Raw genomic sequence first — 16,570 nt, 5'->3', positions numbered from 1 at the left:
ATTAAATCCAAGTAATACTCATGATCAAACGAAACCATGGAAATCGTCTGTTGGGAGCTGCGTTCCTGATGGCGACCTCAGCGGTAGGGCCCGGTTTTTTAACCCAGACGACCGTGTTCACCCAGAAACTGACCACTAGCTTCGGTTTTGTGATCTTACTTTCGGTGCTGATCGACTTATGTGTACAGTATAATATATGGCAGATTATCGTGGTTTCTGGCAAAAGGGCCCAGGATCTGGCCAATGAGCTGTATCCAGGTCTGGGGTATGTTTTGGCCCTACTGGTCGTCATAGGAGGCCTAGCGTTTAATATTGGTAATCTAGCTGGGGCCGGACTGGGAATAGAAGCACTGACAGGCATACCCGTAAAAATCGGAGCAGGCATCAGTGCCCTGATTGCCATTTCTATTTTTCTCTTTAAGGAGGCAGGACAAAAAATGGATCTGCTCACCAAGATTCTAGGCTTGGGGATGATCCTGCTGATCCTCGTCGTGGCCTTTATAGCCCGCCCACCCTTGGCGCTGGCCCTCCGGCATAGCATCGTTCCTCAGGAATTTGACGCCTTGGCAACCATTACCTTGGTGGGTGGGACAGTGGGCGGGTATATCTCCTTTGCCGGCGCACACCGACTGCTGGACTCCGGGTTCAATGGAACCAAGGACCTGTCGGAAACCAACCGTGGAGCAGGAACAGCCATTTTGCTCACCGCTGTCATTCGGTATCTGTTGTTTCTGGCGACCTTGGGAGTCGTGTTGAAGATTACTAATATCGATGCTGGAAACCCTACCGCTTCGGTGTTTGAAAATGCCACAGGATCTTTGGGCCGACAACTTTTTGGACTTATGATCTGGTCGGCGGCCATCACTTCGGTCATAGGGGCCGCCTATACTTCGCTGACCTTCTTACGGAGTTTTCACCCATTAATTGAAAAGTACCAAGAAAAACTAACCATAGTTTTCATACTCATGTCTGCGGTAATTTTTCTATTAGTAGGCACGCCCGTAAAAGTCTTAATATGGGTGGGCACCCTCAACGGTTTCGTCCTACCCTTTGCCTTGTTCATCTTGCTCATAGCCGTTCGAAACAAGCGGATTATGGGCAATTACCAGCATCCCAAATGGCTATCGATACTGGGTTGGATGGTGGTACTGCTGTTACTCTGGCTGGGAATAGAAGCACTTGGGGCGTATAAGGGTTAATCGTTTCCTATCGATTAGCATAAGGGTTAACAGGAAAAAAATGAAGTTGATACCCCTCCTTTTTCAGGGCAGCAAGTGTATTTTCTGAAGGTATTTTCTTGAATATAATGGCAGATAGAACTTGAGTTGGCATCAGAGATAGGCGGGATAATGCATTATGAATGCGTAATTTTCGTAGAATCTTCCTAAAAGCAGGGGAAGATGCATCTGCTTTTTCCTTCGCTACCTGGGGGCTGTGGTAATTATTATTGATTCCTTTAAAGGCTACCATTTTCATACCGATTCCATTGGCTAGCTTGTCAATTTCTCTTTCCGACAATTTAAAAACATAATTACCTACCTCTTCAAAAGAATAGCGATTTTTCCAGTATTTCTGAAGTAAGGCGGTGTCCACCCGGTCTATGATATTTCGAGCCGCCAAGAGAAGTGGCATTTTTGAGACCGGATCGTGCGGCTCTATGAGCACCACCCCTTCCCGAGCCACTCTGATCATTTCATAGACCGCCATATAAGGCCTAGGAAAATGGTGATATGCCTCCTTACAGAAAACATAATCAAAAGAATTATCAGCGAAGGTTAATTTCTCAGCATTCTCCACTGCATATTTTTGGAAAAGACCATGCTGGTGTGATAGTGGCAGAAAAGTATCTGAGATATCGGAAGCAGTAACATCCAGTCCTTTTTTATAAAAAAAATTAGCATCAAATCCATAGCCATCACCAACCGTCAACCATTGTTTCTTCTCTAAGGTCAGAGGTGTTGCCAGGTTTAGCAAACGCTGGTGAATCCAATGGTTCACAGTATTATTTTCTTGATCGAATTGCCAGTCTGCGATAGCTTTTTCCTGAGCATCTTTAGTTTCATACTGAACCTTATACCAACTGGCATGTGCCTGGTGACTAATGCTTTCTACAGACATATATTAATTAATTTGCTTAATACTAATTGTGGAAAATTTAAAACGAAAGAAAGCCCTATTATACTATTAAAGGAAAGCAGTAAATAACTTATAATTACTTTGCCATACGCTATAGAATGGATTAAATAATAATTAAGAATCGCACTTAAGTCACCGCCATAAAGCTCATCTAATAATCCCCTGAGCCTGTCGAAGGCTCCTTAAATACTTATCTGTCAGCCTGAGCATGTCGAAGGCGGGGAATGTTGGGTTAAGGCTTATCTACTACCAACATGACGGCCCCTAGGGGAGGGATGGTGACTTTAATACCTCCTTCGATAGAAGCAGATCGGGCCTTCAGGCTTGTATAGGCCTGGGGGCCCCCGGCTACTTGGCTTGGACCCTGTCCATTTACAAGCACTTTCCTGGAGAACTCACCATTATCGTCTCCTCCTTCCAACTGATACCAATAATAACGTTTTCCATATCGCTTATTATTGAGTTTGATTTGTATGGCTTTCGCTCCGGCCGATTCGTTGATGACAACGACTCCGGTCTCCCCACTGGTAAAGGTAGAAGCATAGGTTTTCAACTGCGGCACAGGCGACTCTGCAGAAACCATTCGATCACCCATGCATTTTTGCAAAAAATACATATAATGAAACGACGGCCTTGGTGTCCAAATAGCAACACCCGGCTCTCGGCCATCACTAAATAAACCATGGTCGTCTCCATTGGCCCAACTATTAAAGAGGTCCCAACGTGCGGCTAGGCCATAACCCGACTTAATAGCCTCAACCACCACCATCACAGCAAAGAGTCCACTTACGTTGGATACTTGCTGCTTGGCTCCTTCGGCCCACATATTCCATTCGGACATGGAAATTGGTTTCAACTTCGCCCCTGTAGCCTTGAAAGTACTTTTTAGGTAGGACATCATTTCACCTGGAACCTGTTCTGCCGCCTTTATAATTTCATTGGCTTTGGAGTTCTGCTTGTAAGGAGTAAAATAATTATGGACAACATAATAGTCTGCGGCATCGGCTATATTGCTCAGAACGGAGGTGTTCCAGGTCTTGACCGTAGGCGTCTGCCAGGGTTCCAGAGCAGGGGCATCGAAAAGCACAGCACCAACTTTGATGCTGGCGCCAATCTCTGCTGCTGCCTTGTGCATGGAGTCGGCGAAGACTTTAAAATGCTCCGCATATAGCTTCCCATTGATGAATTCGGGTTGTCCATCTTTGTTCTTAGAGACATCGATTCGGTAGCCCCATTCCCAATCACCAAAATTTTCATTGCCCACCTCCCAGTAAGGAGTACGGCCTTTATCGTAGCGTACCCATTCTGCTGCAAGATGTGCGGCCGCAGCAACAGGATTGGCACTAGTGCCGTATCGGGCATAACCATAGTTAACGGTGATAAGCCCCTTACTCTGGCTGTGGGATAACACCTGATAGTAATTCTCCAAGGAGCCTCGCCAGCTTACTTTAGGGTTCCCTGTTTCGTAGCCAGGCTCCTTCTCTATCCCCTCTTTGTCGAGGAGTTTGGCCGGCACGTCGGCAGGTAGCTGCCCGGGTTGGGCATTCCAGAAATAGGCATCACTGCCACTCCCCGCTGGCCAACGTATAACCTGGGGTTTAAGGGTAGCAATATGCGACATAAAAGCAGGGGCATCCACCATCCTATGCATCCATATATTGGCATTATGGGCATAAACAGCAGGAGGAATTTTGGCCAATACCTTGGCCGCGTCTACGGCTATTTCATGAGATGCCGAGGCAGGAACAATACCTTGTTCGAAAGGGGGTATCTCAAATGACTTTGTATTCCAGTATTCCATAAAAAAACCTACCGTCTGAGCCAGATCCGGGTCTACTGGAGTAACGATTTCCGACAAATGTGGTGCGCCTGTCTGTGGGACTGCTTCGCCGTTTTTGCAGGAGACAACGATGAGCATAAAGATCCAGACGACCATTACAGTCGTCATGGATCGGCTGAAATTTTTCATCCGATATATACCTAAAAATGAATGATTATTTTTCCGATTTCAAACCTACATGATCTATGTACACCGTACCTGACCAACCCGTTTCTTGCAGGGACAGGTCCTTAAGAACTCCTGGCTCGCCTAGATCTTTCAGGCTTAAGTTAAAGGTGGTCCAGGCTCCTTCTTTTATGGATATTGAAAGAGCCTTCCCCCCATTAGCCGCAACGTTCATCTTCTTCCCATCAGTATCTTTCCCACCATAAACCGAGAAAGTAACCAGTGCATATGGAGTTGTATTTAAACTTCCATTTGCAAACTTGATTGCACCCCAGCTCCCTTTAAAATCAACTTTTATAGCAGCCAGCCCCATTCTCACCAACTCCGTGCTAGCTTTATCATTGGTATTTCCCCAACCCCAGTCTTGCCAGCCGTTCATCAGTTTATCGTCGTAGATCGCATAGGTCAGCGGGGGAAGATCGGGCAGGTCTCCTACAAAAGTCAGAGGTTGCGTCGAATCTATGATAATTCCCGAGTAGCTCATGATAGAGACGAGGCCTTTCGCTGCTTTTTCCGGAACCATCAGCTGCAGTTCTGTAGGTGTTTTACTGATAAATTCCGTTACAGCTTCCGCTGACCCTTTGAACATCACGCTTTTCACCAAATCCAGATCCTTTCCTTTCAGACTTATCGGTTTTCCTCTTTCTGCGGGTATGGGCGTAATTTCCGTTAATTTTGGAAGTGTTATGGCCAGCTCTTTTTCCGACTCAATATTTACGGGTTCAGTTCCACCACCTAAAAATACCACAGTCCCGCTTTGCGCATTCATGGGAACAGTAACTACCAGTTCAGAATACGACTGGCTCACAAAGGCGGTTACGGTGGTATCTTTGGCAAACCGCACGCCCTTTACCCATTGCAGGAAGTCGCCCTTGATGGTAATATTGGAGCCGGGGCGGGCTTCTATGGGAATACTGGCAATAGTAGGGAGTACCTCAAAACTCAGGATCGTTTTAGAGGTAAGGTCCCCGGCAGGGGTTTTAAGAATGACCTTTCCTTCTCCGCTTTCTTTAGGGATGGTAAATTCAATCCTTGAGGGAGTTTGAATAGCAAATGCTGCTCTGTCTACGGTAGCGCCAACAAGTTCGATGGACGTAACCTTGTCGAGATTATTACCAATAAATATAAGCGTTTCTCCCGGCTTGGATCCAGTAGGGCCAAAGCTAAGTAGCTGCACCTCGGATGTCGCACCTACTTCGTCGTCATTGCAACCCGCCCCCAGTACTATTAATAATAAGAGCCAAACCAGACTCCTCATATGATGTTTAGATATGATATCCATATATTCAATACTTTAAAAATGAGACCCTTACTCTTTGATAATCTTAGGCACTATACGGAAATTGTCGAAGGAAATATCACAGTCCAGTTCCCCACCTCCATGGAACAACAATCTGGTGTGGTAGCCATTAGGATTTACGCGCATTTTCACGCCCGCCTTTTCGTAGGCGGCAGCAAGTTCCTCAAATGGAATCACTACGGTTTTCCATTCCCCTTTGGTATCGTAGGGGGGCATCCATGTGAATTGATCATTATTAAAATCGCTGAGGCCAATATTCAATTTCAACACATTAGCCGTATATGGCTTGATTGTGTTGACCTCAAATTTTAAATTATACTTATCAGGACTGAGAATGGCTTCGTCAGGAATATTCTTACTAATAGGCCCCATAGCATCGGGAGGACCACCAGCGACTTCAGTCCAGGCCCAACTGGGGATTATTTTTTTAACACGAATATAATTGCCATTGATGGCTTTGGGATCACCCTCTCCGGGGTTGCTAACCACAAAGTCCTTATTCCACCAGCCAGTAAATGGATCACTACTTAAAAAAATATTCCGGTTATCTCTGAACCAAAAGTCGGACTTGGCTTCGCCAAAATTGGTCTTTACAACAATCTGGCCTGGAAGGGCACCCTCGGGAATACGCACCTGCATAAGCTGATCATCCACACTAACCACTTCACCTTCCACGTTTCCGGCGAAGGTGACAGTCAGGGGTGGATAGAAATAGTTACCCCGAATGGTGGCGATCTCTCCGGTGAGTACAAACTCACTATTCATGGCACTTACCACCGGTTTGCTAATTTCTATCTTAAAATTATGCTCTAACCTTTGCCCATTACCAAACACTAAGGTCATCTTATTATTGATCTCGGTGGGAATATTGGAAGGGGTCCGTACCAGAATGCTTTGGGCGGAAACATAAGTAGGGGTCAAGGAAGCCCTTTGGTCGTTGAACCAAATTTCTCTGGTATCCTGAAGATTCTGCCCCACTATAGCAATGAGACTCCCTTGAGAAGCCCCTATTAAAAGGGAGTCTGACGACTCGGGTTTAGACACTCTGATATACTCAATTAGAGGCTCTCCCTGATTGGGAAGGTCTTTGTCCGAGCATCCCCCCAATAGGACTGTGAGCATTAGAATCAGCCCTATAACACCGTTTTTTTTATATGAATTGATCATGATAAATCATTTTTAACATTTGGTCAAAAAAAGCCCAATTTACTTAGCATAATAGTCGATAGCTGGTTTCAGCAGGTTAGGTGCCTGGCTAAGTTCTGCCGATGGAATAGGCAAAAAGAAATTACCTGCATTAGCATTGATGGTGCGATCGTTATTGGCCCAGGAAGTCTTGGTAAAAGTCCAGGACGTAGGATTAGGCATCTGATCGGGCTCGGTGAAGAAAAGGCCCCTGTCCTGTTGATTTAATATGCCATAGGCCTTGGTCGGGTTATAATAGTGCAGACTCACCAAATCGTACCAGGCAATGCCTTCCATTGCGAATTCGCAGAGTCTTTCTTTGAAAATCATACCGAAGTTAAGAGCCGTCTCTACGGCAGGAAGCCCCGCCCGTGTATGCACTTTGTTAAAATAGGCGAGTGCTTTGGCATCTGTAGTCGTAGGCGCATCGCCAAGAGCAGCCTCGGCGTAAATCAGATACATCTCCGCCAGGCGCAACATATAGGTATCATGACCATAATTTTGCTGTGCTGCCTGTCCACCTACATCTTTAGCCTTACCTGTAACATATTTTTTGATGGATAAATAATTGCTCTTACTACTGGCATTATTGAAGGGAAATATAAGCTTCTGCTCTCCCCCCGGAATGGTCTGGGTAATCTCCGGATAAGAGGCTCCAGGAAGCATGTAGGTAGCCTTAAGACGCTGATCCAAGGTCCGTCCTTTCATCCCGGAGGGAGTAATATCTATTCCTTCATATTGGCTGATCATCCACCAGGTTGCACTTTTATCACCTCCCCAGCCATCACCATTGGCGATGTCGCTACTATAAGCCAAATAGGCTGGAGTAGAATTTTGCGTGCCCCAGGCACCCGGAGAGAACACCCATTGCAAGGAGAATAACGATTCTGCATTATTATCGTATGGATAACGAAAAAGATCGGCATAGTTTCGAAGCAATGAGGCACCACTTAGGGTAATTACTCTTTCGGAGTAATATTTGGCACTATCCAGATACATCTGATTACGTTTATTTCCTGTTGCACCTACACCAGCACGGGTAAGATAAAAGCGCGCCAGCATACCCTCAGCACTCCATCTGGTAATCCGTCCCGGACGAATGGGAGTAGCGGGTAAATCTGCAGCAACCGCACGCATTTCGGAGGTGATAAACCGCCAAACACTTTCCGGTGTATTTCGTTGTATGGTGGTATCCGAAAGAATTTTCAAATTGTCCTCTATGATGGGAACGGCACCCCAGTTCATTACCAAATGTCGATAGGCTACCGCTCTCATAAATCGTGCTTCCGCTATTCCATGTCTTTTCATGGCGGGACTCACCGCTTCGCCCGCATAACGGTTTATATTACTGATGGCTAAGTTCGACTGACCTACCACATTAAAGAACGCACGCCACGCCTGCCCATTTTCCGGGGTAGTGCCGGTAGTATTAAAAAGCACGTTACCCCGGTCGTTATAAGCAGAAAAGGTGGTGCCCGACCTGAAGTCTCCGATATTATAGGAGGCTTTGTCGTTATAATCAAACCAAACTTTGCTATATAGTAGACCGGTAGCCCCTAATACCTGATCGTCGTTTTTATAGAAACTGGCATCTACGATCGAGTCGGTCGGGGGGCGTTCAAGGAAATCCTCCTTGCATCCCAGGGCTATGGAGAGCACCAGCAGACTTATCAGCAATCGTTTAATTGTATTTATATCTTTCATCGGGAATAAATTTTAAAAGTCAAGACCAAGGCTAAATGTATATACCGGCGTTAAAGGATAGCGCCCAAAATCTAATCCAATTGCCTGATTTCCAGGACTGGCGTCCCGGGATACGTAGGCCCCTACCTCAGGATCAAAACCGGAATAGCGCGTAAGGGTCCAGACATTTTGTGCCCCTATGGAAAATCTTGCCCCTTTCACTACTTTCTGTTTGTTCATAAAAGAAGAGGGTACATTATAAGTCAGGGTTATATTCTTGAGCCGAATAAAGGAGCCATCTTCTACCCATTTATCCGTATGCCTGGTAAAATTTCCATTCGGACCATTGGAAATTCTGGGCACATCTGTATCCGGATTTGCGAGAACTACCTCACCATTATCATTGGTCACCGGTTTAGCATAATTCATGGCATGTACCATCATATTTCGGCTTAAATTCAGGTGATTGGTATTGGTATTGAGTTTGGCCAAATAATTATAAATGTCATTGCCATAGGTGGAAGTAAAGAGCAAACTCAGATCGAAACCTTTGTAAGTAAAGGTATTGGTTAAGCCCGCAAATAACTTTGGCCAGGGATTTCCTATCGTAGTCAGATCCTGCTCATTGATGAGGCCATCGTTATTGAGATCGCCGAATTTCACGTCGCCTACCCAGATATTATCTTCATTAACAGGAAGTAATTCTCCCTGATTGTCGATGGGGCGTGGGCTGGATTCTACTTCTGCTATGTTCTGAAAAATCCCCACTTCTCTATATCCTCTAAACAGCCACGGTGCTTTCCCCACTTCGGAGCGTTGTGTCCAGTCCGACAGCCACCAGGAGGTACGATCGACGAAAGCCTTGTCGGAATAGAAAGACTTGATTTTGGTTTTGAAACTAGAAATATTAAAATTCGTTTCCCATTTGAATCCACCTTTATTAACATTTGTGGTGTTTAAAGAAAAGCCAAAACCCTTATTTTGCAATGCTCCGATATTCACGGTAGGCGCCCCTACAGAACCAGTACCATTGGTACCCATATACCAAGGAAGGGGCTGGGTCATCAATAGATTGTCCGTGTTTTTTACATAATAATCAAATTCAAACTGAATTCTGTTTTCCAGGAAGGCAACGTTAATACCGATATTATTGGTTTTAGTTTCCTCCCACTTCAATCCCTGGTTGCTGTATTTAGTTGGCAAAAAGCCGGTACCGGTGGGTGTTGCTCCGGTTCCCATGGGCGAATAAATCCCCCCACTTCCCCCTTGATTCCCCGTAATACCGGTTTCAAAACGGAGCTTCAGCTCATTGATAAAAGGTATGCTAAAAAAGGATTCCTGAGATATCCTCCAGGCAGCAGATACCGAAGGGAACATCCCCCATTTATTATCCTTTCCAAAATTGGCCGATCCATCCCGACGAACAGTTCCCATCAAAATATAACGATCATCATAATTATAATTCAATCGACCAAGATAAGACTCCATACCCCAGGTTCCTGATCCACCACTGTTACTCGCTGTCAGAACATCACCAGCCTCCAGATCGAGCACATCGTCGGTTAAGAAGCCTGTACGGGAGGCGCTCATATTTTTCCAAGTCGACTCCTGTGCCTCATGACTAACCATGAGGTTGACACTGTGCTTTCCGAATTGATTATTATACTCCAGCAGCTGATTCCAGTTCCAATAGGTATTGACATTTCTCCCTTGGTTAAGCCTTGCTGTCACGTTCTCTGCCCAGCCTATTTTATAGGTGGGGATATAATAATCGGAATTAGCAAAACCTAAATTTGTATTAAAAGAAGTTCTAAACCTTAAGCCTTTGGCGAGTTCAACACCTACGCTGAGCCCTCCTAAAAATTGTCGCCTCACCAGTTTGTTGGTGGTAAGGTTCGCTATTGCAATAGGATTGACAGGAGCATATTGGTTAGCACCATTATTTTCATCGCCACCACCCCAACTTCCGTCCACATTTCTTACAGGCACCTGCGGTGTAAGTCGTAGGGCATTGGCAATAATATTTTCCTGACTGGTGGTGAGATTTTCATTAGTTTGATTAAAACTCAAATTTGCACCCAAGGATAGCCATTTCCGAGGTTTATTATCCAGGTTGAGCCGAAACCCATATCGGTCGAAACCCGATCCTATTGCCACCCCTTCCTGATTGAGATATTCACCCGAAAGATAGTAGGTAGTACGATCATTGCCTCCGCTCAAACTCAGCTGATGCTTGGCCATCACTGCATTTTCAAAGAGCTCCTTCTGCCAGTCGGTACCTTCTCCCAATAAAGACGGGTCCAAAAACTCTTCGGGCGTCGTTCCTCCTGCCACGTCGTGATATTCACCTACCATTTGGGCATATTGCCGAAGGTTGAGAACATCCAGCCGCTTAGGAGGGGTCTGGATGCTATATTGCAGGCCGTAGCTGATCTTCGAATCACCCGCTTTGCCTCTTTTGGTAGTGATCAATAATACCCCATTCGTAGCTCTCGAACCATATATGGCCGTAGCTGAAGGCCCCTGCAGGACCTCAATCGATTCTATATCGGCTGGATTAAGTCCGGCTAAGGGATTGGAAGAACTCTGTGCCCCGAAAGCAGCCGTTTCGCCAGGAATTTGCACACCATCAATGACATACAAGGGCTCATTAGAGCCATTTATAGAGTTGACACCCCGGATATTTACGGAAATACCTCCCCCCGGTTGACCCGAATTCTGGGTAATGTAGACGCCAGCAGTCCTACCCTGAATAGCCTGTTCGAGGGTCGTATTAACCGTGCGTGAAATTTCTTTGGCAGAAACAGAAGTTTGGGCGGTGGTCAGGTCGGCCCTTTTCATCTCTCCATATCCTACCACTACAACTTCGTCAAGGGCCTTGGTATCTACAACCAATGCAATCTGAAGAGCATTACGATTTCCTACCATCACCTCTTGAGTTAGATACCCTACAAAAGAAAAGATTAACACCGAAGAAGTTTGGGGAACAGCAAGCTTAAAGCGTCCATACATATCGGTAGTAGTTCCCTTTTGCAGGCCTTTGATCACAATGCTTACGCCAGGAAGTGCCTCTCCTTTTTCATCTGTAACGACCCCCGTTACCTCATTATCCATAATAAGCGGGGTGATTACTCGTGTGCCTAATCGATCCACAGAAGCCATTTCAGGTTTATTCGGAACGGTTGTTGACATATTTTCCTGAACTTTAATAGGCATCAGACTTTCTAATAGGCTCTTCTTCTTCTTAACCACAATCGTACGCTCGATAATGGAATACGTGAGGGGCTGGTTTTCAAAAATCTGATCCAATACCCGGTGTAAGGGCTCATTCTCTGCCTTTATGTTAACAGGATCCGTATTTCTTAGAAGCCGACTGTTATACAAAAAATTATATCCGGTCTGTTTTCTAATTTCGTTGAAAACTTTTTCGAGTCCGCTTTTATGCTCGTTAAGTCTAACGGTCTGAGAATATACGGCCGCACTGACTTGCATAAAGACAGCCAATAAGAAGAAGGCAGTTAGCTTCATGGTCCTTATAAGTTTGAACTGGGAGTGAGTGGGGCCAGCAGTCCTTATGACTTTCCGCCATCGGGTGCATCTGGCCGTGGATCTACATTGATTTAGTAAAGCATATTTCATACTTTTACAAGGGTTGGTTAACGTGAAAAGAATCTATTTCGCAATAAGTAGGACTTTCAAATCGATTGACCGCCTCGTCAGTTTATCTCCTGGCAGGGAGTATTCTGACCGGTCGCTTTGGAGTCAGTTCCAAAGCGGCTTTTCCAAAGCGGCTTCTCCAAAGCGGCTTCTCCAATATTAATTTCTTATTGAAAGGGTTATTTGTGTTTCATAACTATTAGATTTTATTTACGTAGCTATTAAAATATTAATATTTGTTATAAACTTCCACTTGCTTACCTTGAAGTGAAAAGCGAACGCCTCCACCTTCTTCAAGGATATTCAGAACTTGAGAAATGGCGACGTTTTTAGATATATATCCTGTGAATTGATCCTGTGGAAGCGTCCCAATGTACGCGACCTCGAGGTCGTACCACCGGGCTAATTGTCTCATTACTTCCTGAATTTCAGTATCCTTAAATTTGAAATATCCTGTTTTCCAGGCCACTGCCGCTTCGGCATCCACTTTTTGGACTGATATGGGCCCTAGCTGGGTACGGTAAATGGCTTGCTCCCCTGGCTTTAAAAGAACAGAATCGGCGCTCATACCTTTCTCTGCTGCCAGGGTTGTCACCCGTACACTTCCTTCTAAAAGGGTGGTCCTTATTGCTGTTTCGTCTTCATATGATTGAATATTGAAATGGGTGCCCAGAACTTCAATTTTTTGTCTCTTACTATAAACCTGGAATGGCACCTTCTTGCCAGAATGATAACGCCCTGCCACCTCGAAATAAACCTCACCAGTGATCTCAACTTTCCTTGCCCGATTATCAAAACTGGCTGGAAACCTAATAGAAGAGGCTGAGTTAAGCCATACTTTTGTACCATCCGATAACTCAATGCGATACTGCCCGGCCTTAGGCGTTCTTATTTCATTTATAAACGCCTTTTCCAGTTTTTCTGCTGATGAAACAGCTGCATACCGCAATTGACCATCGGCGATCTTACTGATTTGTACGCCCTCCTGACGCGCTATTTCGCCGGCCTCCGCATCGTTCAGCACAATTTTAGAACCATCTCCTAATGTTAAAACGGCTCGATTCCCACCCGGGAGAATATCCTCTGTCAAAGCAGTGCGATGATCCAATTGGGGTTCATTTTGTGACTTTCGATATATAAAATACCCCAAACCCATTATGCATAATATAATGGCTGCCGAGGCAAAACGCCATATTCTCGACCAGTTTATGCCTATTCCCTTCGAGGTTTCAATCAGGACACCATCAGTGTAATCTAAGTCCTGCTCGATTCTATTTTGCAACAGCTGCTTATCCACGGGAATAGGATGTTCAGCGGAGGAAACTACACTTGCATAGAGGTCCATCACGGCCGAGGCATCCTCTTCGGAAAGGGTATGAAACCATTCCAAAAAATTGGTATGTTCTTCTGGACTATGCTGGTTAGCAGCATAGCGTTTTAGAAATGATATTTGTTGCGATTTATCCATACGTCAGAAAGACGTAGTGGCGAGGTAAAAGAACCCCTCAGACTTAAATTATTTCCATATTTTTTTGCATCTAAGGGCTTATTATAACATACCCACCTCTAAATAAGACAGTTATAATTGAACCAATATCGCTTTGTAGCGCTAATGGAAAAGGAAGTAGGTCAGTAAGATCAGGTCCGTTGCAATATCCGCATGCTTACGCAAATATTCCCGAACAAATTGATTGGCTGCATATAATTGTTTTTTCACAACCGATTTAGAAATTGAAAGTTTCTCCGAAATTTCGTCCAAGGATAGTTCTCCTTCCATCCGAAGGGAAAAAACTTCCCTACGTTTCTCAGGCAAAAGGGCAATGGCCTCCTGAGCTGTGGCTTGATACTGATTATATAGTAAAGCGTAGTCTCCCTGGTTCTCACAAAAGGCAGACGACCTATCGCAAAGACTATCTCTGTAACGCTCTTGAACTTTTTGATGTCGGCTAAAATCGATGACTCTATGCTTAGCCATTCCAAACAAATAGGCCCTGAAGGACCCTACAGTCGATAAAAATGTCCGCTTTTCCCAAATAGAAACAAACAGCTCCTGAACCAGTTCCTCACTGTCTTCCCAGTTTTTGGTAAAAAGATAAACATAGCGCAAGGCTTCAGGGAGATAAGTGGTATAGAGCTGGGCATAGGCCTTTCTATCGCCCATTGCACAGGCTTGCATCAGCTTTTTTTCACACTGTTCTTCAATGTTTAAATCTCGTTTCCTCACTTTATAGAATTTCCCTCATATATTCGTTCTACTTAAGGAATTGTTATGCCTAAAAAAATTCATTGCTATGATTATAGTTTTTCTGCATAAAGTTCAAAGTAAATTTAATAAAAATTAATCAAATCCAAGTTTAAAAGAATATTGAGCACATAGCCTTAGGGTACATAATGAAATCAGCGGGCCTTCAGGAGTGGATCAGGCGATTACTTGTTATCAAGATATCGTTTAAAAACAGTTAAATTGGCAGTTTATAGCTATGATCTACGGTAACTTTATATGAAAAAAGATAAGGAAATTAATACCTCTTATATTTCCCAACTAGATGGACTAAGAGCAATTGCGATTATTTTAGTACTCATTTTTCACTGGTTCCCAGAAGGAGAAGGGGTCAATATTCTGGCTAATGGCCCTTTAGGCGTCACCATCTTCTTTGTCCTAAGTGGCTTTCTGATCACAAGAATATTACTCAGCTATCGCGAAAAAATGGATCATGGAGGCATTGCCAAGGCCTATAAAGTATTTATGGCACGAAGAATGCTGAGAATATTTCCTCTTTATTATCTGGTATTACTCGCAGTATGGCTGGCAAAATATATCCCAATAATTTCCCCGATTAACACCCAGTTTTATACCTATCCTGCTTATTATATACTCTATGCCTCCAACTTCCTAATCGAGTATCTTCATGATTGGTCTGATGTATTATCTCCCTTTTGGTCATTGGCGGTGGAAGAACAGTTTTACATTTTGTTTCCATTTATAGTCTTAAGCGTCCCAAGACCTTACCTAAAGTCCTCCATCATTGGTTTGATCGGCCTAGGTATCAGTTCCAGAGTGGTATTACACCTCCTTAATATCAATGAAGGCGTACATATGCCCACCTGTTTGGACGCATTCGGATTAGGCGCATTATGGGCATACGTTTCCACTCAAGCGGATCCATCCGAAAGATTCATAAAATTCGCACGGTATGGGGGTTTGATCGGACTAATTTCTTTTGTAACATTCTGTCTGACTGGCCAGGGCAACTTTGCAGCCGTCCTTTTTTTCCGCACCTCTATGTCTCTTATAGCTTTATTTCTTGTAGTTGGTGCCAGTTATCAAGGCGGTTTTTCAAATATATTTGGTCGAATTCTCAATCATAGTAGTCTGAAATATATTGGTAAAATCAGTTACGGACTCTATGTCTTTCATATGTTGGTTCCAGCGGTTCTTGTTCCTTTGATACTGAAGTTAATGCAGCGTTTCGCTGGAGTTACTCTCTCTTTAACCGATTTTAGTTCCAGATTGTTAAGCTTAGTAGTACTTCTCGTGCTGTCCACAGCTTCCTGGTATTTGTACGAAAAGCCTGTGATTCAAGTCAAAAAGTATTTCGAAATGCGTGGAAAAAATAAGGTCCCTGTAAAAGCATCAACCTAGAAGCGACGGAAAGCATAGTTTACACCTTGCGGTACCCTTCCAGAAACTATGCCCCACTAAATGTGAACCAGCTAGGGTGTAGGCGTTAGGTGTTAGGCGTTAGGTTGTAGGCGTTAGGCGTTAGATCCAGCCCATTTAACTGCCTGGCGAAACGGCTTTAACCTTTAACGCGTTAGGTTGTAGGCGTTAGGCATTAGGCGTTAGGCGTTAGGCATTAGGCGTTAGGCTCTAGGCAATTGGCAATTGGCGTTAGGCATTAGGCGTTAGGCGTTAGGCATTAGGCGTTAGGCGTTAGGCATTAGGCGTTAGGCGTTAGGCATTAGGCGTTAGGCGTTAGGCATTAGGCGTTAGGCGTTAGGCATTAGGCGTTAGGCGTTAGGCATTAGGCGTTAGGCGTTAGGCATTAGGCGTTAGGCGTTAGGCATTAGGCGTTAGGCGTTAGGCATTAGGCGTTAGGCGTTAGGCATTAGGCGTTAGGCGTTAGGCATTAGGCGTTAGGCGTTAGGCATTAGGCGACCACCCCTAACGGGGCGGAAATAATGAAAGGATGGCGATTTAGGCTGTAGGTTGTAGGCATTAGGCGTTAGGTTATAGGCGTTAGGTTGTAGGCGTTAGGCAATAGGCTTTGACGCTTTAGCTAATCCCTATCTCCTAACACCTTTAACCTATTGAGACAATAGGCCCAGCGCTTTTAACCGCCCGACGGACCGGCTTTAACCTTTAACCTTTAACTTTCAAACTTTAACGCTTTCTCTAATTCCCATAATCGGCAATAATGACAGCATCTCGAAGCCTACTGCCCAGGGCCGACCGACGATAACCCAAGCCGTTTATGATAACTAAGATGTCACCCCGATGGGGCTCTAATGTCGACCGGTCATTTTTTTTGCTACTAAGATACCACCCCTAACGGGGCGGAAATAATGAAAGGATGGCGATTTAGGGTGTAGGTTATAGGCAA

At 44.7% G+C, this 16,570-nt stretch carries 10 protein-coding genes; 2 read left to right on the top strand and 8 right to left on the bottom strand.

Annotated features, from left to right (window positions below; translation table 11 throughout):
- Positions 1 to 20: 20 nt before the first annotated feature.
- Positions 21 to 1,199, top strand: coding sequence for an NRAMP family divalent metal transporter (locus X939_RS0121380; protein ID WP_025765316.1), 1,179 nt, complete (start codon positions 21 to 23; stop codon positions 1,197 to 1,199).
- A 7-nt stretch (positions 1,200 to 1,206) separates the two neighbouring features.
- Here X939_RS0121380 and X939_RS0121375 read toward each other — a convergent pair whose 3' ends face one another.
- The 8 genes from X939_RS0121375 to X939_RS0121340 all read right to left on the bottom strand — a co-directional run bounded on the left by X939_RS0121375 (position 1,207) and on the right by X939_RS0121340 (position 14,142).
- Entirely contained in the window at positions 1,207 to 2,118 is a 912-nt protein-coding gene (locus X939_RS0121375) for a class I SAM-dependent methyltransferase (protein WP_025765315.1), read from the bottom strand.
- Between the two features lie 250 nt (positions 2,119 to 2,368).
- Positions 2,369 to 4,105: a hypothetical protein gene (locus X939_RS0121370; RefSeq protein ID WP_025765314.1), complete on the bottom strand. Its 1,737-nt coding sequence runs from the start codon at positions 4,103 to 4,105 to the stop codon at positions 2,369 to 2,371.
- Positions 4,106 to 4,130: 25 nt separating this feature from the next.
- Positions 4,131 to 5,423, bottom strand: coding sequence for a hypothetical protein (locus tag X939_RS0121365; protein WP_025765313.1), 1,293 nt, complete (start codon positions 5,421 to 5,423; stop codon positions 4,131 to 4,133).
- A 27-nt stretch (positions 5,424 to 5,450) separates the two neighbouring features.
- Positions 5,451 to 6,608 carry a glycan-binding surface protein gene (locus X939_RS0121360; protein WP_025765312.1) on the bottom strand — a complete coding sequence of 386 codons (1,158 nt, stop codon included), beginning with the start codon at positions 6,606 to 6,608 and terminating at the stop codon, positions 5,451 to 5,453.
- Between the two features lie 39 nt (positions 6,609 to 6,647).
- Complete coding sequence (locus X939_RS0121355; RefSeq protein WP_025765311.1) at positions 6,648 to 8,330, bottom strand: RagB/SusD family nutrient uptake outer membrane protein; 1,683 nt, start codon at positions 8,328 to 8,330, stop codon at positions 6,648 to 6,650.
- 12 nt (positions 8,331 to 8,342) lie between these two features.
- Positions 8,343 to 11,837: a TonB-dependent receptor gene (locus X939_RS0121350; RefSeq protein WP_025765310.1), complete on the bottom strand. Its 3,495-nt coding sequence runs from the start codon at positions 11,835 to 11,837 to the stop codon at positions 8,343 to 8,345.
- Between the two features lie 358 nt (positions 11,838 to 12,195).
- Positions 12,196 to 13,434, bottom strand: a complete 1,239-nt coding sequence (locus tag X939_RS22750; RefSeq protein WP_025765309.1) for a FecR family protein — start codon at positions 13,432 to 13,434, stop codon at positions 12,196 to 12,198.
- Between the two features lie 141 nt (positions 13,435 to 13,575).
- Positions 13,576 to 14,142 carry an RNA polymerase sigma factor gene (locus X939_RS0121340; RefSeq protein WP_025765308.1) on the bottom strand — a complete coding sequence of 189 codons (567 nt, stop codon included), beginning with the start codon at positions 14,140 to 14,142 and terminating at the stop codon, positions 13,576 to 13,578.
- A gap of 324 nt (positions 14,143 to 14,466) precedes the next feature.
- Between X939_RS0121340 and X939_RS0121335 the strand changes: the two genes are divergently transcribed.
- Positions 14,467 to 15,609, top strand: coding sequence for an acyltransferase family protein (locus X939_RS0121335; RefSeq protein WP_025765307.1), 1,143 nt, complete (start codon positions 14,467 to 14,469; stop codon positions 15,607 to 15,609).
- Positions 15,610 to 16,570: the final 961 nt, after the last annotated feature.

Source organism: Dyadobacter tibetensis Y620-1 (assembly GCF_000566685.1).
Taxonomy (GTDB): Bacteria; Bacteroidota; Bacteroidia; order Cytophagales; family Spirosomataceae; genus Dyadobacter; species Dyadobacter tibetensis.
Note: the sequence above shows the minus strand (reverse complement) of the source record. Positions and strands in the feature narration are given on the sequence as shown.

What these genes read in the sequence shown, in the direction of transcription:
- X939_RS0121380 (WP_025765316.1), top strand. Translation starts at nt 21, where the DNA reads ATGATCAAACGAAACCATGGAAATCGTCTGTTGGGAGCTGCGTTCCTG.
- X939_RS22750 (WP_025765309.1), bottom strand. Translation starts at nt 13,434, where the DNA reads ATGGATAAATCGCAACAAATATCATTTCTAAAACGCTATGCTGCTAAC.
- X939_RS0121360 (WP_025765312.1), bottom strand. Translation starts at nt 6,608, where the DNA reads ATGATCAATTCATATAAAAAAAACGGTGTTATAGGGCTGATTCTAATG.
- X939_RS0121335 (WP_025765307.1), top strand. Translation starts at nt 14,467, where the DNA reads ATGAAAAAAGATAAGGAAATTAATACCTCTTATATTTCCCAACTAGAT.
- X939_RS0121355 (WP_025765311.1), bottom strand. Translation starts at nt 8,330, where the DNA reads ATGAAAGATATAAATACAATTAAACGATTGCTGATAAGTCTGCTGGTG.
- X939_RS0121375 (WP_025765315.1), bottom strand. Translation starts at nt 2,118, where the DNA reads ATGTCTGTAGAAAGCATTAGTCACCAGGCACATGCCAGTTGGTATAAG.
- X939_RS0121350 (WP_025765310.1), bottom strand. Translation starts at nt 11,837, where the DNA reads ATGAAGCTAACTGCCTTCTTCTTATTGGCTGTCTTTATGCAAGTCAGT.
- X939_RS0121340 (WP_025765308.1), bottom strand. Translation starts at nt 14,142, where the DNA reads ATGCAAGCCTGTGCAATGGGCGATAGAAAGGCCTATGCCCAGCTCTAT.
- X939_RS0121370 (WP_025765314.1), bottom strand. Translation starts at nt 4,105, where the DNA reads ATGAAAAATTTCAGCCGATCCATGACGACTGTAATGGTCGTCTGGATC.
- X939_RS0121365 (WP_025765313.1), bottom strand. Translation starts at nt 5,423, where the DNA reads ATGGATATCATATCTAAACATCATATGAGGAGTCTGGTTTGGCTCTTA.